General features: G+C 68.5%; 15 protein-coding genes, 2 tRNA genes and 1 pseudogene. 13 read left to right on the forward strand and 5 right to left on the reverse strand.

What is annotated here, in order from left to right:
* Nucleotides 1–58: 58 nt before the first annotated feature.
* Nucleotides 59–562 carry an ArsR/SmtB family transcription factor gene (locus tag B9Y70_RS12895; protein WP_085548458.1) on the reverse strand — a complete coding sequence of 168 codons (504 nt, stop codon included), beginning with the start codon at nucleotides 560–562 and terminating at the stop codon, nucleotides 59–61.
* A gap of 316 nt (nucleotides 563–878) precedes the next feature.
* Between B9Y70_RS12895 and B9Y70_RS01415 the strand changes: the two genes are divergently transcribed.
* Genes B9Y70_RS01415 through B9Y70_RS01425 form a run of 3 tightly spaced genes read left to right on the forward strand, consistent with a single transcriptional unit; the run spans nucleotide 879 to nucleotide 3229 of the window.
* Nucleotides 879–2258, forward strand: a complete 1380-nt coding sequence (locus tag B9Y70_RS01415) for a glycine--tRNA ligase (RefSeq protein ID WP_085548459.1) — start codon at nucleotides 879–881, stop codon at nucleotides 2256–2258.
* A 2-nt stretch (nucleotides 2259–2260) separates the two neighbouring features.
* Nucleotides 2261–2767: a hypothetical protein gene (locus B9Y70_RS01420; RefSeq protein WP_085548460.1), complete on the forward strand. Its 507-nt coding sequence runs from the start codon at nucleotides 2261–2263 to the stop codon at nucleotides 2765–2767.
* Complete coding sequence (locus B9Y70_RS01425) at nucleotides 2768–3229, forward strand: hypothetical protein (protein ID WP_085548461.1); 462 nt, start codon at nucleotides 2768–2770, stop codon at nucleotides 3227–3229.
* A gap of 74 nt (nucleotides 3230–3303) precedes the next feature.
* On the opposite strand, the gene B9Y70_RS01430 is transcribed toward B9Y70_RS01425, so the two are convergent.
* The gene (locus tag B9Y70_RS01430) at nucleotides 3304–5319 is read right to left on the reverse strand and encodes a TPM domain-containing protein (RefSeq protein ID WP_085548462.1); all 2016 of its coding nucleotides are present in this window, start codon (nucleotides 5317–5319) and stop codon (nucleotides 3304–3306) included.
* Between the two features lie 24 nt (nucleotides 5320–5343).
* On the opposite strand from B9Y70_RS01430, the gene B9Y70_RS01435 reads away from it, so the two are divergent.
* The 5 genes from B9Y70_RS01435 to B9Y70_RS01460 are packed head-to-tail and all read left to right on the forward strand — an operon-like array spanning nucleotide 5344 to nucleotide 10682.
* Nucleotides 5344–5964, forward strand: coding sequence for a YdcF family protein (locus B9Y70_RS01435; protein WP_240309083.1), 621 nt, complete (start codon nucleotides 5344–5346; stop codon nucleotides 5962–5964).
* Between the two features lie 8 nt (nucleotides 5965–5972).
* Nucleotides 5973–7238 (forward strand): deoxyguanosinetriphosphate triphosphohydrolase, encoded by a 1266-nt coding sequence (locus B9Y70_RS01440; protein WP_085548463.1) that lies wholly within the window; start codon nucleotides 5973–5975, stop codon nucleotides 7236–7238.
* A gap of 43 nt (nucleotides 7239–7281) precedes the next feature.
* On the forward strand, nucleotides 7282–8298 hold the full coding sequence (locus B9Y70_RS13260) for an MFS transporter (protein WP_476728484.1): 1017 nt from the start codon (nucleotides 7282–7284) through the stop codon (nucleotides 8296–8298).
* 22 nt (nucleotides 8299–8320) lie between these two features.
* Nucleotides 8321–10231 carry a DNA primase gene (gene dnaG / locus B9Y70_RS01455; protein WP_085548466.1) on the forward strand — a complete coding sequence of 637 codons (1911 nt, stop codon included), beginning with the start codon at nucleotides 8321–8323 and terminating at the stop codon, nucleotides 10229–10231.
* Between the two features lies 1 nt (nucleotide 10232).
* Entirely contained in the window at nucleotides 10233–10682 is a 450-nt protein-coding gene (locus tag B9Y70_RS01460) for a DUF1648 domain-containing protein (RefSeq protein ID WP_085548467.1), read from the forward strand.
* 55 nt (nucleotides 10683–10737) lie between these two features.
* Here the strand turns inward: B9Y70_RS01460 and B9Y70_RS01465 are convergent, their stop codons facing one another.
* Both B9Y70_RS01465 and B9Y70_RS01470 read right to left on the reverse strand, forming a co-directional pair.
* Nucleotides 10738–10977, reverse strand: coding sequence for a hypothetical protein (locus tag B9Y70_RS01465; RefSeq protein ID WP_085548468.1), 240 nt, complete (start codon nucleotides 10975–10977; stop codon nucleotides 10738–10740).
* Between the two features lie 49 nt (nucleotides 10978–11026).
* Nucleotides 11027–12868 carry a glycoside hydrolase family 15 protein gene (locus tag B9Y70_RS01470; protein ID WP_085548469.1) on the reverse strand — a complete coding sequence of 614 codons (1842 nt, stop codon included), beginning with the start codon at nucleotides 12866–12868 and terminating at the stop codon, nucleotides 11027–11029.
* 33 nt (nucleotides 12869–12901) lie between these two features.
* Between B9Y70_RS01470 and B9Y70_RS01475 the strand changes: the two genes are divergently transcribed.
* From B9Y70_RS01475 to B9Y70_RS01480, 3 genes are all read left to right on the forward strand, one after another.
* Entirely contained in the window at nucleotides 12902–14164 is a 1263-nt protein-coding gene (locus B9Y70_RS01475) for a hypothetical protein (RefSeq protein WP_085548470.1), read from the forward strand.
* 83 nt (nucleotides 14165–14247) lie between these two features.
* Nucleotides 14248–14376 carry a hypothetical protein gene (locus B9Y70_RS13105; protein WP_273045299.1) on the forward strand — a complete coding sequence of 43 codons (129 nt, stop codon included), beginning with the start codon at nucleotides 14248–14250 and terminating at the stop codon, nucleotides 14374–14376.
* A 53-nt stretch (nucleotides 14377–14429) separates the two neighbouring features.
* Complete coding sequence (locus B9Y70_RS01480) at nucleotides 14430–15284, forward strand: YwiC-like family protein (protein ID WP_085548471.1); 855 nt, start codon at nucleotides 14430–14432, stop codon at nucleotides 15282–15284.
* 199 nt (nucleotides 15285–15483) lie between these two features.
* On the opposite strand, the gene B9Y70_RS01485 is transcribed toward B9Y70_RS01480, so the two are convergent.
* Nucleotides 15484–15556, reverse strand: a tRNA-Asn gene (locus B9Y70_RS01485).
* A 162-nt stretch (nucleotides 15557–15718) separates the two neighbouring features.
* On the opposite strand from B9Y70_RS01485, the gene B9Y70_RS01490 reads away from it, so the two are divergent.
* Nucleotides 15719–15792, forward strand: a tRNA-Ile gene (locus B9Y70_RS01490).
* 78 nt (nucleotides 15793–15870) lie between these two features.
* Nucleotides 15871–16730: pseudogene (locus tag B9Y70_RS01495) on the forward strand (trimeric intracellular cation channel family protein).
* Nucleotides 16731–16901 lie beyond the last annotated feature (171 nt).

Raw genomic sequence — 16901 nt, forward strand, 5'->3', positions numbered from 1 at the left:
GTACGCTCGCGCTGATTCAGGCAGCGCGAGCAGGGCGGACGGGTCTGAGAGAAGATTCTCAGGAGAACGCGTTGGGCACCGGCGGGGTGGGGGCCGGGGACGGGATGGTGTCGGTGTTGCCCGGGGTGCCGGCGGCCGCGGCCGGGGCGTGGGCCACCTGGCCGACGGGGTCCTCCTCGGTCCCTGCGCCGCGCGGGACGTCGGTGTGGCCGATCTGGACCACATTGTCGGGGTCGGGGGTGGGTTCCGCGCCGGAGCGCTGCAGATCGCGGGCGTGGAGGCCGAGCTTGACGGCCGCGGTGATGATGTCCGCCGCCTGGGGGAGCACGAGGCGGTAGATGACCTCGCGGCCGCGGCGCTCGGAGTCGACGATGCCGGAGCGCTTGAGCACGCGCAGGTGCTGCGAGATCAGCGGCTGGGACTTGCCCAGACCGTCGACCAGCTCGTGGACGAAGTGATCCCGGATCGACAGACGCCAGATGATCTGTACGCGCAGGCGCGAATCGAGCGCGCCGATGATGGCCTCGGCGGCGTCGAGATCAGTGTCCGAGTAAGTGTTCATCCCATCCCAGTTCTTCCGCACGTGAGGTCTGAGGGGATTTTCTCGCGTCCCGATCTAGGCCAATTACGTGACTAATTATGTTCGAAAAGAGCTGCGTAAATGCTTCAGCGTGCTGATTTCCCGATTATACCCCTCAGGCCCGCCAATCTAGACATTTGGTGGCCCATGGAACATAAATACCAGCTCTCGGTTTCCGCGGATAGTACCACTGGCCCCCGGGGCGAGGTCAACCCCGAATGACCTCGGGAACAAGGTGAGGCTACACTCGTTGTGAATCATGATCGACTTATCCCCTACCAGAGGAGTCTGAAGCCACATGGCGTCCGTCATCGATACCGTAGTCAACCTGTGCAAGCGCCGCGGTCTGGTGTACCAGGCCGGCGAGATCTACGGCGGTTCCCGCTCCGCATGGGACTATGGTCCGCTCGGTGTCGAGCTCAAGGAGAACATCAAGCGCCAGTGGTGGCGTCACATGGTCACCGCCCGCCCCGACGTCGTGGGCGTGGACACCTCCATCATCCAGCCGCGCCAGGTGTGGGTGACCTCCGGCCACGTCGAGGTCTTCACCGACCCGCTGGTGGAGTCCCTGCACACCCACAAGCGCTACCGCGCCGACCACCTCCTCGAGGCCTACGAGGAGAAGCACGGCCACCCGCCGGCGAACGGCCTGGCGGACATCAACGATCCGGAGACCGGCCAGCCGGGCAACTGGACCGAGCCGCGCCCGTTCTCCGGTCTGCTGAAGACCTTCCTGGGCCCGGTCGATGATGAGGAGGGTCTGCACTACCTCCGCCCGGAGACCGCGCAGGGCATCTTCGTCAACTTCAAAAACGTCATGACCTCTGCGCGCATGAAGCCGCCGTTCGGCATCGCCAACATCGGCAAGTCCTTCCGCAACGAGATCACCCCGGGCAACTTCATCTTCCGTACCCGCGAGTTCGAGCAGATGGAGCTGGAGTTCTTCGTCAAGCCGGGCACCGATGAGGAGTGGCACCAGCACTGGATCGACTCCCGCATGCAGTGGTACGTCGACCTGGGCATCAACCCGGAGAACCTGCGTTTCTACGAGCACCCGCAGGAGGCTCTGTCCCACTACTCCAAGCGCACCGTCGACATCGAGTACGCCTACCACTTCCAGGGCTCCAAGTGGGGCGAGCTGGAGGGCATCGCCAACCGTACCGACTACGACCTCAAGGTCCACTCGGAGGGCTCCGGCGAGGACCTCTCCTACTTCGACCAGGAGACCAACGAGCGCTGGATCCCGTACGTCATCGAGCCGGCCGCCGGCCTGGGTCGTGCCTTCATGGCCTTCCTCATCGACGCGTACCACGAGGATGAGGCCCCGAACGCCAAGGGTGGCGTCGATACGCGTGTCGTGCTGAAGCTGGATCGTCGCCTCGCCCCGGTGAAGGTGGCCGTCCTGCCGCTGTCGAAGAAGCCGGAGCTCGCTGAGCCGGCCCAGGAGATCGCCGCGCAGCTGCGTCAGCTGTGGAACGTCGAGTACGACACCTCCGGTGCCATCGGTCGTCGTTACCGTCGTCAGGACGAGATCGGTACCCCGTTCTGCGTCACCGTCGACTTCGACACCCTCGAGGACAACGCCGTCACCGTCCGTGAGCGCGACACCATGGAGCAGGAGCGTGTGAAGATCGAGGACCTGCAGGACTACCTGGCCACCCGCCTCGTGGGCTGCTGATCATGCACTACACCAGCTGGGACCGCAGCGACGCCGACCGGCCCGTCCTCCTCGCCGAGGGCGGCCCGGAGGTGCTGGCGCGCTTCGACAAGACCTCCGCCGACGTCGACGGGGAGAAGTGGACCCTCGCGTTCGACGCGGAGTCCGGCGCGACCGCCACGCTTCTCGACGTCCCGGTCCTCACCGCCGAGGCCAACTTCAAGAAGGACAAGACGATCCCGGTGTCCATCGGGAACCGCAGCTTCGTCCTCGTGAACGAGGCCTCCAACAACTGGATCGTCGACGACGAGAACGGCACCAAGGTCGCCCAGTTCTCCGGCGGCAACAACGGTGTGCGCAAGGCCATCCTCGAGTTCGAGGGGGAGACCGACCTGCCCCGTGACGCCGTCGTCGGCCTGAGCTGGCTGGCCCGTCTCGCGCTGGAGCAGCGACTGTCCCGCACCTCGACGGCGGTCATCGCCACCCTGGCGCTCATGACCGTCGCCGCGATCCTGGCGTTCATCATCTAGATGGCCATCGAGGAACGGCCGGTGGGCCCGTGGTTCTGGGAGGGCAACGAGCTTTTCGACGCCCACCGGGAGCTCATCGCCACCGTCCGCTCCGACGTCATCTTCTTCCGCTCGGAGCGCCTCCTCGTCGAGTCCGAGCCCGGACCCATCCAGTTCCGGGCCCGGGCCACCACCGGCGACGGCCGCGTGTTCACCCTGGCCCAGAACGGCTTCACCGTGGGCACCCTCCACGCCGACTGCGCCGGGCGGGCGTACGTCCTGCGCCGCACCAGTGTGTGGCGCAAGGAACGCAACATCTACGACGCCGCCGGGGGAGTGGTCGCCCGCGTGCGTCCGCTCATCTCCGGGCGGGTCGAACTCCACGCCGGCCCCACCTACGACGATCTGCCGCCCATCGACGCGGTGTTCCTGTCCTGGGGCTGCGTCCTCGTGGACTCCCCGGTGCGGCGCCCGCGGGTGTAGATCATCGTGCAGTAAGGCCTTTTTCGGCCCTCGATTCCGGCCCTACTGCACGATGATCTACCTTAAGTGGCCGATCAGAACGACCCGCCGCGGAAGCCGCCGCCGCCTCCGCCGAAGCCGCCCCCGCCACCGAAGCCTCCGCCGAAGCCGCCTCCGCGGCCGCCGCCGCCGAGGATCTGGCCGATGACCATGCCGGTGACGATGCCGCCCATGTTGGAGCCGCCTCCGCGGTGGCTCATCTGGCGACGGTTGTAGTCGTTGTAGTCCGACTGGGCGCGCTTGAGGGCGCGCTTCGCCGCGGTGACCGCCTGGCGTGCGAAGTCGATGGCCTGGCGGGTCTCGGAGGTGCGCAGCTGCAGGGCCTGGGCCTGGAGCCGCTTGGCGTCGGCGAGCATGGTGCGGGCCTCGGCCTTGACCACGCGGCCGCGGGAGGCGATGAAGTCCTCGGCGGCCTGGATGGACACGCCGGCGGCCTGCAGCTGCTGGTCGAGGAGCTGCAGCTGGCGGGACTGGTCGGCGGTGGTCTCGCGGACGCGGTCGAGCTGCTCGTCGAGTTCGCCGTCGATGTCGGTGAGCGCGGTGTAGGCGCCGAGGGGATCGGTCGAGGAGATGGAGCGGGCCTCGTCGACGACGGTGATGGCGCGGCCGACGACCTCGTCGAGCTTCTGCCAGTCGGCGCGCGCGCCCTCGGAGATGCCCCGACGCTTGAGGTCGCCGGCCTCGCGGATCTCGTCCTCGACCTCCTGGAGGAGGTCGCCGATCTGGGCCTGGGCGGTGGCGATGTTCTCGTCGGCACGCTCGATGCCGCCGAGCATGCGGTCGGCGACCTCGATGGCGTGCTCGGAGTCACGGATGGCGTCGACCAGTCCGCCCTGCTCACCGGCGGGTCGGGCCTCGAGCTCGCGGGCGGTGGTGAGGGACTTCTCGGCCTCGTCAAGGGCGGCGCCGGCCAGGTCGACGTTGTCGTCGATGGACTCCAGCACCTCGGGGGAGTAGCGGGAGCGCAGGCCGCCCAGCTGATCCTCGGCGCGCGGGAGGCGGGTGCGCAGGTCGATGGTCGCCTGGGTGAGTTCGTCGATCTTGCGGTCGGCGGTGGCCAGCAGGTTACGCATGGAGGCGAAGGCCTCAGCCTCGGCGTCGAGGGCGTCGTCGGCCTGGCCGCAGGAGGAGATGATGGACTCGAGCATGGAGCGGCGCTCGGCCTCGGTCTCGGGGATGGAGTCGTTGAGGCGCTGCTGCAGGGCGAAGGCCTTCTGCAGGGTGGTCGTCGAGTGGTTCATCGCCTTGGTGAACGAGCGGGTGCGCTCGGGTCCGAACTCGGCGATGGCCAGGTCGAGTTCCTCGCGGCTGCGGCGGATGGATTCGTCGGTGGAGACGAGCTCCTCGTGGGCGAGCTGCTCGAGGGTCTCCATCGGCAGGGCCGAAAGGCGCCGGGTGTCGGTGGGTTCGATGGCGCGGGAGTCCTCGAGGACGGCGGCCTCGTTCTGCTTCCGCTTGCGGCGCGAGTAGGCGTAGATGCCGCCACCGGCGGCGACGGCCGCTGCGGCACCGCCGCCCAGCCAGGCCAGCGACTCGCCGGACATCTCCCCGGAGGTGGCGGCGGCCTCGACTGCGGCGTCGGCGGCCCCGTACCAGTCGTCGGAGGCCAGGTGCGGGAACGCGGCGTCGGCCATCCGGTCGACCTCGGACTGCGGCCACTCGTTGCCGCCGTTGATGCCGAACTGGCGGTCCTCGGTGGCCACGGCCATGACCACGGTGTTGCCGCCGCCGTTGGCCTCCACGGAGCGGTCGGTCCACTCCTCGGGGCTCAGGCCCCCGAAGCTGGGCAGGTAGACCACGTAGATCGACTTGTAGGAGTCGATCTTGTACTGCTGGATCTTGTCCGTGAGGTCCGCGCTCTGGGAGGCGTCGAGCACCCCGGAATAGTCGGTGACCGGCGTGGTCAGGTTCTCCGGTGCCACAGCGGTCGCCGGGGCCTGCGCCTGGATGGTGGTCTCCGCCAGGGTTAGCGGAGCACCGCCGATGAGTGCGGCGGCACCGATCACGGCGGCCGCGGCCAGGGTCTTCGGGCGGGGCAGCATGCGTTTCATGCCGCCCAGACTACCGTTTAGAGGGTGATCCGTATTCTGCTCCACGCTTATCGACGCCGCCGCCCGCCCGCCCCGGCCGACAGCCTCGCGGTGCTCGGTACGGCCCAGTACGACGGCACGGCCTCGCGGCAGTTCGCCGCGCGTCTCGATCACGCGGTGGCGCTGTGGGAGGCCGGCGCGGCGAGGCACATCTACACCCTCGGCGGAAAACTGCCGGGGGACCGCTTCACCGAGGCTCAGGTGGGCAGGCGGCATCTCGTCGAGCGGGGGGTGCCCGCCGCGTCCGTCACGGAGGTGGCGGAGGGGAACGACACGGTGGGGTCGTACCAGGCGCTCGTCGAGAAGCATGAGCCCGGGCGGGTGATCGTGGTGACCGATCCCAACCACGCCCTGCGTGCGGAGATCCTCGCGCGGCAGGCCGGGATGGACGCGGTGGCGTCGCCGACGCAGACCAGCCCGACGCAGTTTCCGTCGGTCGCGTGGTGGCGCACGCTGGCGCATGAGGTCGGCGGGATGGCGGTGGTCGATGTGTCCCGCGTCCTGGGCAGGTCGCGGGCGGATAGGCTGGAAACACTGTTGCGCAGGCTGGAGGCCGGCCTGCGGCCCTCGCGCCGGGCGCGCCATGACGCCCTGGCCGGAGAGTGAAGGGACTGATGTACGAGTATTCCGCTGCGGATGTGGAGCGTCGATACGCGGAGGCCCCGAAGGGCAGCGAGTTCGACGACTCCCAGCCCGACCACCGGGGTGATTTCGGGCGTGACCGCGCCCGCGTGCTGCACTCCGCCGCGCTGCGCCGCCTGGCCGACAAGACGCAGGTCGTCGGCCCCCGCGACGGTGACACCCCGCGCACCCGCCTGACGCACTCACTCGAGGTGGCGCAGATCTCCCGCGGCATCGGCTCGGGCCTGGGCCTGGATCCGGACCTGTGTGAGATGGCCGGGCTCACCCACGACATCGGCCACCCACCCTACGGGCACAACGGTGAGGTCGCGCTCAACGAGGTCGCCGCCGACTGCGGTGGTTTCGAGGGCAATGCGCAGACGTTGCGCATCCTCACCCGGCTGGAGCCGAAGACCGTCTCGGAGGAGGGGCGGAGTTTCGGTCTCAACCTCACCCGCGCCGCGCTCGACGCCGCGTGCAAGTACCCGCGCACGCGCACCAACGCCGACGGCAGCGTCAACCGCAAGTACGGCTGCTACGACGAGGACGCCGAGGTGCTGGCCTGGCTGCGCGCCGGTCACACCGACGAGCGCCCCTCGATGGAGGCGCAGACGATGGACTGGGCCGACGACATCGCCTACTCCGTCCACGACGTCGAGGACGGCATCGTCTCCGGACGCATCACCCTCCACGTCCTGTGGGACCTCGTCGAGTTGGCCGCCCTCGCGGAGAAAGGGGCGCGCGCCTTCGGCGGCACCCCCGAGATGCTTCTCGACGCCGCCGACTCCCTACGCCAGCTCACCGTCGTCAACCGCGCCGTCGACTTCGACCACACCCTGGCCGGGTACGCGAACCTCAAGAAGATGACCTCCGAACTCGTCGGCCGCTACGTCGGCGCGACCGTCGGTGCCACGGTGGGGCAGGAGCGCCTGGGCCGGCAGTACGGGGAGCTGATCATCCCGCCGCAGGCGCAGGCCGAGGTGACGCTGCTCAAGACGATCGCCGTGCTCTACGTCATGGACCTGCCCACCCACCTCGACCGGCAGGACCGCCAGCGCGAACGCATCTACCGGGTCTTCGACTACCTCACCGCCGGCGCCCCCGGCTCCCTCGACCCGATGTACCGGGCGTGGTGGGAGGAGGCCCCGGACGCTGCCGCGCGGCAGCGGGTGGTCGTCGACCAGATCGCCTCCATGACCGAATCGCGGCTGGAGCGGCTGGCGAAGCGTTCGGCGGGGCTGGCCGTGTTCATGGGGTGACGGGTACATGTGCATACGTGTGCACATGTATTAGTTTGAGGGTGTGCACCTCCTCAGTCCGCTGCGCAACCGCGCCTACCTGCACCTCTTTACCGCGCAGGTGGTCGCGCTCGCGGGCACCGGCCTACTCACGGTGGCGCTGGGCCTGCTCGCCTTCGACATCGCCGGCGGGGACGCGGGTCGCGTGCTGGCGAACGTCCTCACCATCAAGATCCTCATCTACGTGCTGCTGTCCCCGGTGATCACGGCGCTCGCCGCCCAGTGGCGGGCGAAACCGGTGCTCGTGGCCGCAGACCTCGTGCGCGCTGGTGTCGCGTTGACCCTGCCGTTCATCGGCACGGAGTGGCAGTTGTACCTGGCCATCGGCGTGCTGCAGGCGGCGTCGGCCACTTTCACCCCGACCTTCCAGGCCACCATCCCGCGGATCGTCACCGAGGAGGAGCAGTACACCCGGGCGCTGTCCCTCTCGCGTCTGGCCTATGACCTCGAGCAGATCGCCAGCCCCGTGCTCGCCGCAGCGCTGCTCGCGGTGCTGAGTTACACGAATCTGTTACTGGGGACCGTCGTCGGCTTCGTCGCCTCCGCTCTCCTGGTGGTCACGCTCCCGTCACTCCTCCGCATCGGGGATGAGACAGAAGCTCTCGTAGTGGTCGTCGGAGTAGTACCAGACCTCGGGGTCGGTCTCCGTGCCGCCGCCGATGACGATGCGCTTCGGGCCGCGGTGGTTGAGGCCCGGGGTGTCGACGGTGTAGCTGCGGTAGAAGTTGCTGTGCTCGGCGGGCAGCAGGCCCTCGTAGTTGCCGAAGTGTCCGCCGTCCTCGCCCGGGTACTCGTAGGGGCCGCCGGAGAGGATGTCGTCGATGACGGGTTCGGCCTCGTCGGGAAGCGTCGCGACCTCGCAGGTGTCGATGCCGCCGACGAAGGAGGAGGGCTGCTGGGACTCCTCGCGCGCGTCGTCGGTGCCGAGGTCGAGACCGTAGAATGCGGCGACGGCCGCGAGTACCACGGCGCCGAGAGTGGCCAGGACGGAGTTCTTCTTCACGCTCCGATACTAACTTGACCCGCGCGGTACCCTTACCATCATGGCTAAGGGGCGTATTCCGGACAGTGACATCCAGGCGATCCGTGAGCGTGCCCAGATCGAGGAGATCGTCGGCGAGTACGTCCAGCTCAAGCCCGCGGGCCACGATTCTCTCAAGGGCCTGAGCCCGTTCAAGGACGAGCGCACCCCGTCCTTCCACGTCCGCCCGAACCGCGGCTATTTCCACTGCTTCTCCACGGGCAAGGGCGGTGACGTCTTCTCCTTCCTCATGGAGATGGAGCACATCTCCTTTCCCGAGGCCGTCGAGGCGGTCGCGCAGCAGATCGGCTACACGATCAACTACCAGGGCGGGACCACGGGCGCGCGCCGGGAGGAGCCGGGCACCCGTAAGCGCCTCATCGACGCCAACAAGGCCGCCCACCAGTTCTACCGCGAGCAGCTGGAGACCCCGCAGGCGGCCACGGCCCGCGAGTTCCTCCTCGACCGCGGTTTCTCCCAGGAGCACATCTACGACTTCGAGTGCGGCTACGCCCCCGAGGGGTGGGACACCCTGACGAAGCACCTGCTGCGCAAGGGTTTCGAGTTCAAGGAGCTCGAGGCCGCCGGCCTGTCGAAGATGGGGCGGCGTGGCCCCATCGACGCCTTCCACCGCCGCCTGCTGTGGCCCATCAAGGACCTGTCCGGCAATGTCATCGGCTTCGGTGCCCGCAAGCTCTTCGACGACGACAACATGGGCAAGTACATGAACACCCGCGACACCCTCCTCTACAACAAGTCGAAGGTGCTCTTCGGTCTTGACGTCGCGAAGAAGAACATCGCCGCCGGGCACCAGGCCGTCGTCGTCGAGGGCTACACCGACGTCATGGCCATGCACGCCGCCGGGGTGACCACCGCCGTCGCCTCCTGCGGCACCGCCTTCGGCGACGATCACCTGCAGATCCTGCGCCGCCTCATGCTCGACGACAACTACTTCCGCGGCGAGCTCATCTACACCTTCGACGGTGACGAGGCCGGTCAGAAGGCCGCCATGCGGGCCTTCGAGGGTGACCAGAAGTTCACCGGCCAGTCGTTCGTCTCCGTGGCTCCCGCGGGCATGGACCCCTGCGATCTGCGCCTTGCGCGGGGTGATGCCGCCGTGCGTGATCTCGTCGCCGACCGCATCCCGATGTTCCAGTTCGTCGTCGAGTCGATGCTCGCCGAGCACAACCTCGACACCGTGGAGGGCCGACTCCAGGCTTTACGACGCACCGTTCCCGTCGTCGCCGGCATCAAGGATCCGGTCCTGCAGTCCGAGTACGCCCGGCAGCTGTCGGGCTGGGTCGGCTGGGCCAACACCGAGGAAGTGGTCCAGCAGGTCCGCGCCGAGGCCCGGAAGCCGAAAGAGGAGAAGAAGCGGCGCGCCGTGCGTTTCGACGACGCCTCCTCCGCCCCCGTCGACACCACCCCGGCCGTGCCCATGCCGAACCCGCGCGACCCCTACCTGTGGCCGCAGCGTGAATCCCTCAAGCTGGCGCTGCAGAATCCGGAGGTCGCCGGCGACTACTTCGACGGCCTGTCCGCGGACGCCTTCACCCACCCCGCCTACCGGATGGTCCGCGAGGGCATCAGCCGGGCCGGGGGAGTGGCCGCCGCGCACAGCGGCGTCGACTGGATCGCCACCGTCGCCGGCGAGATGACCGACCTCATGGGTCGCAACCTCGTCTCCGAGCTGGCGGTGGAGGAGATCATCATCGAGGCCCAGCACCTGAGCGACTACGCCGACTCCGTGCTCTCCCGCCTGCAGGAGTCCGAGGTGGGCAACCAGATCGCCCAGCTCAAGAGCCAGTTGCAGCGCATGCGCCCCTCCGACAACGAGCAGGCCTACAACTCACTGTTCGCCGACCTGGTGGCCCTCGAGCAGGCGCGCCGGGAGCTCAACGAACGTGCGTTCCGGGGCCTGCCGGCGGAGTAGCGTGCTCGAGCGGGTTGCCTGGCTGGTGCCGACCGGGGCCGCACTGGTGTCGGCCGTCCTCATCGTCGCGGCGATGCCGGTCCTCCCCGCTGAGGTGGCCAGCCAGTGGAACAATGACGGCCCGACCTCCACCATGTCCCCGTGGGGGTTTCTCGTCCTGCCTGCGATCGGGCTGGTGGTTGGCCTCATCGGGGCGGGCCTGGCCCCGGGGTGGCGGAAAAATCGTGGTCTTTCGGATGCCGTGTTCTTCACCGCGGCCCACGTGGGAGGATCCCTCGCCTTCTCCCTGTTGCCCGTCGGCATGCTTCTCGCGCAGCTGGAGGACGGGCGGGCCCTGGGGGAACCGCGGGGCAACGCGGTGATCGCGATCGGTGTCGCGTTCCTGCTGGCGGTGGGATTCCACCACCTGGTGTTGCGTGCGGAGCGGCAGAGTATCCCGCGAAGCCCGTGATCCGTTGAGCGAGGAGGGCCTTGGCGGGACGTTGTACCGCTTGTCGACGCCCCGTCTACTCCTGATCGGGCTCCAGCACCTGCTGCCCGTCGCCGCGCAGGTCCTTGACCTCGCGCATGCGGGGCTGAGGGTCGAGCTTGTTGGCCACGGCCTTGCGGGTGGCGTCGACGGCCTTGCGGGTGACGGGGGAGTTGACCGCGGTTTCGTAGCCCTTCTTGATCTGCTCGAATCGCCTGCGACCGGCCTTGGTTCCCAGGACGTAGCCTGCTGCGGCTCCGATGACGAACTGGATCATGAGGGGTTCGGCTCCTTCGCGGGGTCGTGAAAAAATTCCACCGGCCAGCCTACCTGGTGGCCGCGGGGTCGAGGGGCGACTCCGGGTGGCTGATGGCGGCGGCCGCGCGGATGAGCCCGAGGTGGGAGAACGCCTGCGGGTAGTTGCCCGCGAGGCGCCCGTACGAGGTGGAGTACTCCTCGGCGAGCAGTCCCAGGTCGGAGGATGTGGCGCACACGCGGTCCATCTTCTCGCGGGCGTCGTCCAGGCGTCCGGAGTGGGCGTACTGCTCGATGAGCCAGAAGGAGCACAGGAGGAAGGGGTATTCACCGCCGGCGATGCCGTCGAGGCCGGTGCCGGCGGGGTAGCGGTGGAGGAACCCGGCGTCGTCGATAAGCGTCTTCTCGATGCGGGCCACGGTGCCGATAATGTGCGGATCGTTGTACGGGAGGAAACCGATCTGCGAGAGCTGCAGCAGGGAGGCGTCGACGTCGGTGCCGCCGTAGGTCTGGGTGAAGGACTGGAGTTGCTCGTTCCAGCCCTTCTCCATGATCTCGGCGCGGAGGCGGTCGCGGAGCTGCGCCCACCGCTCGACGGGGCCGGTGAGGCCGTGCTTCTCGACGGCCTTGACGCCGCGGTCGAAGGCGGCCCACATCATGGCGCGGCCGTGGGTGAAGTAGGCGGGTTCGCTGCGCATCTCCCAGATGCCGTGATCCTTGACGTCGAACATGTGCTCCTGGAAGTCGAGGATGGACTTCTGCAGGTCCCAGGAGAACTCGTCCTCCTCGATGCCGGCGTCGCGCAAGGTCTCCAGGGCGATCATGACCTCGCCGACGACGTCGGCCTGGTACTGCTCGGCGGCCCCGTTTCCGATGCGGACGGGGGCGGAGTTCTCGTATCCCGGCAGGTGCTCGAGTTCGAACTCGGGCAGGTGGCGCTCGCCGCGCAGGCCGTACATGATGCGCAGTTCCTTGGAGTCACCCGCGATGGCGCGGAGCAACCAGTTGCGCCAGCCGTCGGCACGGTCGGTGAACCCGGCCTCGACGAGCACCTCGATGGCGAGGGCGGAGTCGCGCAGCCAGACGTAGCGGTAGTCCCAGTTGCGCTCGCCGCCGAACTCCTCCGGCAGGGAGGTGGTGGGGGCGGCGACGATGCCGCCGGTGCGGGAGTCGGTGAGTGCGCGCAGGACGAGCAGGGACCGGGTGACCATCTCCTGGTAGTCGCCCGAGTAGGTGCTTCCCGACGCCCAGTTCTCCCACGCCTGCTGCGTGATCGCCAGGGCCTGTGAGTAGTCCGGTGCCGGCGGGGCGTCGCGGTGCGAGGGGAACCACGTGAGCACCCACTCGAGGGTCTGCCCCTCGCTGAGGGTGTAGTTGCCGAGGTGCGCGCCGGTCTCCTCGTTGAGGGTGAGGTAGGGGCCGCGCACGTGGACGGAATCCGGGCCGGCCACGCAGCGGATCTCGCCGATGTTCCGCTCGGCGTCGACCACCTGGTAGCGGTAGAAGGGGGTGGCCTGGCCGTAGTCGAAACGCAGGCGCAGGACGGTGCGGATGTCGATCTCACCGGACGTGCACCGCACCTGGCGCAGCAGGTCGGTGCACTCGAAACGCCCGTTGTCCGGGTCCATCGGCATGAAGTCCGTGACCACGGCGGTGCCGGTGTCGGACTCCCACGTGGTCTCCAGGACGAAGGAATCGCCGCGGTAGATGCGGTCGGTCACGCGGGCCCCGGGGGCGTCGATGAGCCAGTGGCCGTGCTCCTCGGTGCCCAGCAGCGCGGTGAACACGGCCTGGGAGTCGAAGCGCGGCAGGCACAGCCAGTCGATGCTGCCGTCCTCGCTGACCAGCGCGGCGGTGCGCGTGTCGGACAGAAGGGCGTACTTCTCGATCGGGGTGCTGCGCTCGGTTGTCATGCACTCAACCTTAATCATGGAACACTGGGGCGCATGGAAGCACAGACGATCATCATCCTCGGCGGAGCCGGCGATCTGGCGAAGCGACTGCTCATTCCCGGCCTGGGGGAGTACAGCGTGCTCTGCGACAGGCAGGTGCGGATCATCGGGGTCGGACGCGACGAGGTGGACTACCCGGCCTTCGTCGCGGAGAGCCTGAGGGAGGCCGGCGTGGAGGACCGCCTGTCCACCGCGGCGGACTTCGTCACCGCCGATGTCACGGACGTCGATGATCTCCGACGGGTGATCGACGCGGCCGACGACGGCGCCGTGCTCTACTTCGCCCTGCCCCCGGCGGTGTCGGTGCAGGCCATCGAGCTTCTCGACGACGTCGACCTCCCCGCGGACCTCACCTTCGCCATGGAGAAGCCATACGGGGAGACCGCGGGGGAGGCCGATGATCTGGATACCCGACTGTTGACCGTCACCGACGAGGGCCACATCTTCCGCGTCGACCACTTCCTCTGCGAGGCGGCGGTGACCACCCTCACCGGGCTCGTCCGCGGTAACGCCCCGTTGCGGGCATCCTGGTCCTCCGAGTGCGTCGAGGCGATCGACATCGTCTTCGACGAGGAGCTCGCCCTCGAGGGGCGGGCCGAGTTCTACGACTCCACCGGCGCGCTGCGGGACATGATCCAGTCGCATCTGCTGCAGGTGCTCGCCCACATCCTCTGCGTCGACGGGCGCGCGGAGCCGGCCGGGGTGCTCGCCGCCACCACCGTGGTCGAAGGTTCCGCCCGCCGGGCCCGGTACACCGCCGGTGGGGGCCTGCCGTCCTACGTCGACGAGGACGGCGTGGACGCCTCCCGTGGCACCGAGACCCTCGCGCAGCTGGACCTGGAGGTGGATCTCCCGCGGTGGCGCGGCACCCGGATGCGCCTGCGCTCCGGCAAGGCGATCGGCTCCCCGGAGCAGGCGGTCACCGTCCACTACCGCGCGGCCGAGGATTTGGCGCCGGCCCGCCTCGTGCTGCCCTTCGCCGACGAGATGCGCCTGGAACTCAACGTCCCCGACCCCGGTGACCGCCGGTACAAGGAGCGCATCACCCTGCACTCGGGTACCGTGCCCTCCCGCCTCAGCCCCTACGGGCGCGTCGCGCGGGCCCTGCTCACCGACGACCACTCCGTCGAGGTCCCGGCGGGCACCCCCCAGCGCGCCTGGGAGATCCTGCGCCCGGTGCTCGACGCTTTCGAGACCAACGAGATCCCGCTCGAGGAGTACCCGGCCGGCTCCTCCGGACCCGAGGGATGGCGTTAGACGAATGTGACCCCGTTTCCGGGGACATCCGACCCCCTCCTGCGCTATGTTCGTAATACCAACGGACGGCGAAGGAGGCGGGGATGAGCGGCGATCACACGTGCGCGCGTCTGGCCGCCCACGCCTCCGCGGCGCTGGCCCTGGCCGCCCTCGTCTACGCCAGCCTGTCGGTGGAGTCCGATTCGGGGGAGGACGCCGACGGGGGGCGCTGAGTTTCCCCGGAGGGACTCGTATCAAACTTTCGGATGATGCTAACGTGACTGTCATGGCCACGACCACCGTCCGCAAGCGCAAGCACGGCATCTCCCCGTGGATCCCCAACCAGCACGGTGCCTGGGCGATGCTCGTCAGCCCCGCCGCCCTCGGCCTCGTGTCCGGCCTCACGGCCTTCGTGCTTGCCGACGCCCCCTCGTACCGCCCCCTCGCCGTCCTGCCGGCGGTCCTCGTCGCCTGGTTCTTCGGCTACTTCGCGTTCTTCGCGTTCGGCCTGGCCGCCAAGGCGCGCAACCCGCAGCGCCGCGCCGGCTATCTCCGACCCGTGTACGTCTACGGTTCCGTCTCCCTGGTGGGCATCGCCGTGGCCCTGCTGCTGCAGCCGCAGCTCATGTGGTGGGCGCTGCCGTTCGTCCCGCTGGTGGCGATCGCGGTGTGGGAGACCCTGCAGGGGCGCGGCCGGTCCGCGCTGTCCGGGGTGTCCACAGTCGTCGCCTCCGCCCTGCTCCTGCCCGCCATGACCGCCGTCGGCGGGGGAGAGGGCTTCATCGGGGAGGTGCCCACCATCATCTGGGTGTGCATGGTGTTCCTGGCGCTCTACTTCTCCGGCACGATCCCCTTCGTCAAGACCATGATCCGGGAGCGCAACAACCCCACCTACCTGAAGATCTCCATCGGCTACCATGTCGTGGCCCTGCTCATCGTCGGGGCGCTGGCCGTGTGGGCCGGCAAGTGGGTGGCGGGGGCGTTGGCGGTGCTCACCATGAGCGTCGCGCTGGGGCGTGCCGTGTGGATCCCCTGGTCCGCCCGTCACGGAGAGCCGTGGACCGCGCGCCGGGTGGGGATGGCGGAGGTGCCGGTGCTGCTCATCGCCTGCGCGGCGGTGCTGGCGGCCGTGTTCCTGTAGTTCCCCCCCGACACGGCGCGAATCCCGGGTGAGGTGTCGCTTCTGCGACGCTCCCGGGATTCACTTCTTCACATCTCGGGTTCCGCTGCTCCTAGAACCGGCTCTGTGAAGCTATGCCAGGAGTGTAACCCGGCTCACATGAGGAAAACAAGGGGGGTAACGCAGAAAAGCCACCGGATGTCCGGTGGCCTTCTCTCTGCTCCGCCAACTGGGCTCGAACCAGTGACCCTTCGATTAACAGTCGAATGCTCTGCCAACTGAGCTATGGCGGATTAACTTGTTTCGCTGCTGTTCCGCTGGTGTGCTTCCCTGCAACGAGACTTAACTATATGAGACTTTGCGTTTCGTGCCAAATCGCCTGGTCAGGTCGCAAAAAGACGGGGTTTGGGGGAACCGGTCGCCGCGCGGTTATACTGACTGAGTTCCATCTGCAGGGGGCTATAGCTCAGTCGGTTAGAGCCGCGGACTCATAATCCGTAGGTCGCGGGTTCGAGCCCCGCTGGCCCCACAGTCGAGACCCCGTCCGCCGGCCCGGTGGGCGGGGTCTCGTGTTGACGGCGACAGATGTGACCATACAATTCGGGTCATGGGTGACGTCGATCCGGAGATTCTCTTCCTCTACCGCAGCCTCGACCTGGGTGGCGTGCTGCTCATGGGCATCCTCGGCGGGACGATCGCCCGCCAGCGGCACTTCGACGTCATGGGGTTCCTCTTCCTGGCGCTGTTCTCCTCCCTGGGCGGCGGCATGATCCGCGACGCCCTCATCGGGCGGGGGACCGTCGCCGCCATGGCGCAGCCGGAGTATCTGGCTCTCGCGTTCTCCGGGGCGATCATCGCCTGGCTGACCAACTTCCGGGGGCGCGCGTGGGAGCTGTTCCAGGTGCACGCCGACGCCATCGTCCTCGGCGCGTCCTCGGCGCGTGGGCGGTGACCGGGTGCGTCAAGGCACTGTCCCACGATCTGCCGTACCTCTCGGCGATCTTCATGGGTGTGGTCACTGGCGTCGGCGGCGGCATGATCCGCGACGTGGTGATCGGCCAGGTGCCCGGGATCTTCCGCGGCGGGAAGCTCTACGCCATCCCCGCCCTGGTGAGCGGGGCGAGCATGGTGGCCTTCCACGTCGCCGGCCACGACGCCGTGGGCATGATCATCTCCCCGGTGCTGGGATCCGGGCTGGCCATCCTGTCCTACTGGCGGGGCTGGTCCGTCGCCACGGATCCGGAGTGGGCGCCGGTGAACATGACGGTCGCGCAGTTGCGCTGTGCGCTCCGGGTGGCGGAGGTGCACGGGCGCAACGCCGCCCGCCGGATCGAGCCCTCGCCCGCGCGGCGGCTGCGCCATGCGGCGATGGAGCGTGCCGCCGCCCGGCGGAAGGGGATGCAGGACGAGATCATCCGCGCCGCCCGGGCGGGCGAGTGGGGGCCGGATCCGGACCCGGCACCCTGACCTGAACCTCAACCTCACCTTGAATAAACGGGGGTTGAAGTGGGGGTTTAGAGTTGCCGGTGGGGTGGGCGGGATGGAAACTGGTCCGTGTTACAGCAAGGTGATTTACGAGGCCGTTGGGGAAGACGACCCTCGTCTGACACCGCCGACTCCGCGCTCCGTGGATGTCGG

It is taken from the genome of Corynebacterium pollutisoli, from assembly GCF_900177745.1.
GTDB classification, from domain to species: Bacteria; Actinomycetota; Actinomycetes; order Mycobacteriales; family Mycobacteriaceae; genus Corynebacterium; species Corynebacterium pollutisoli.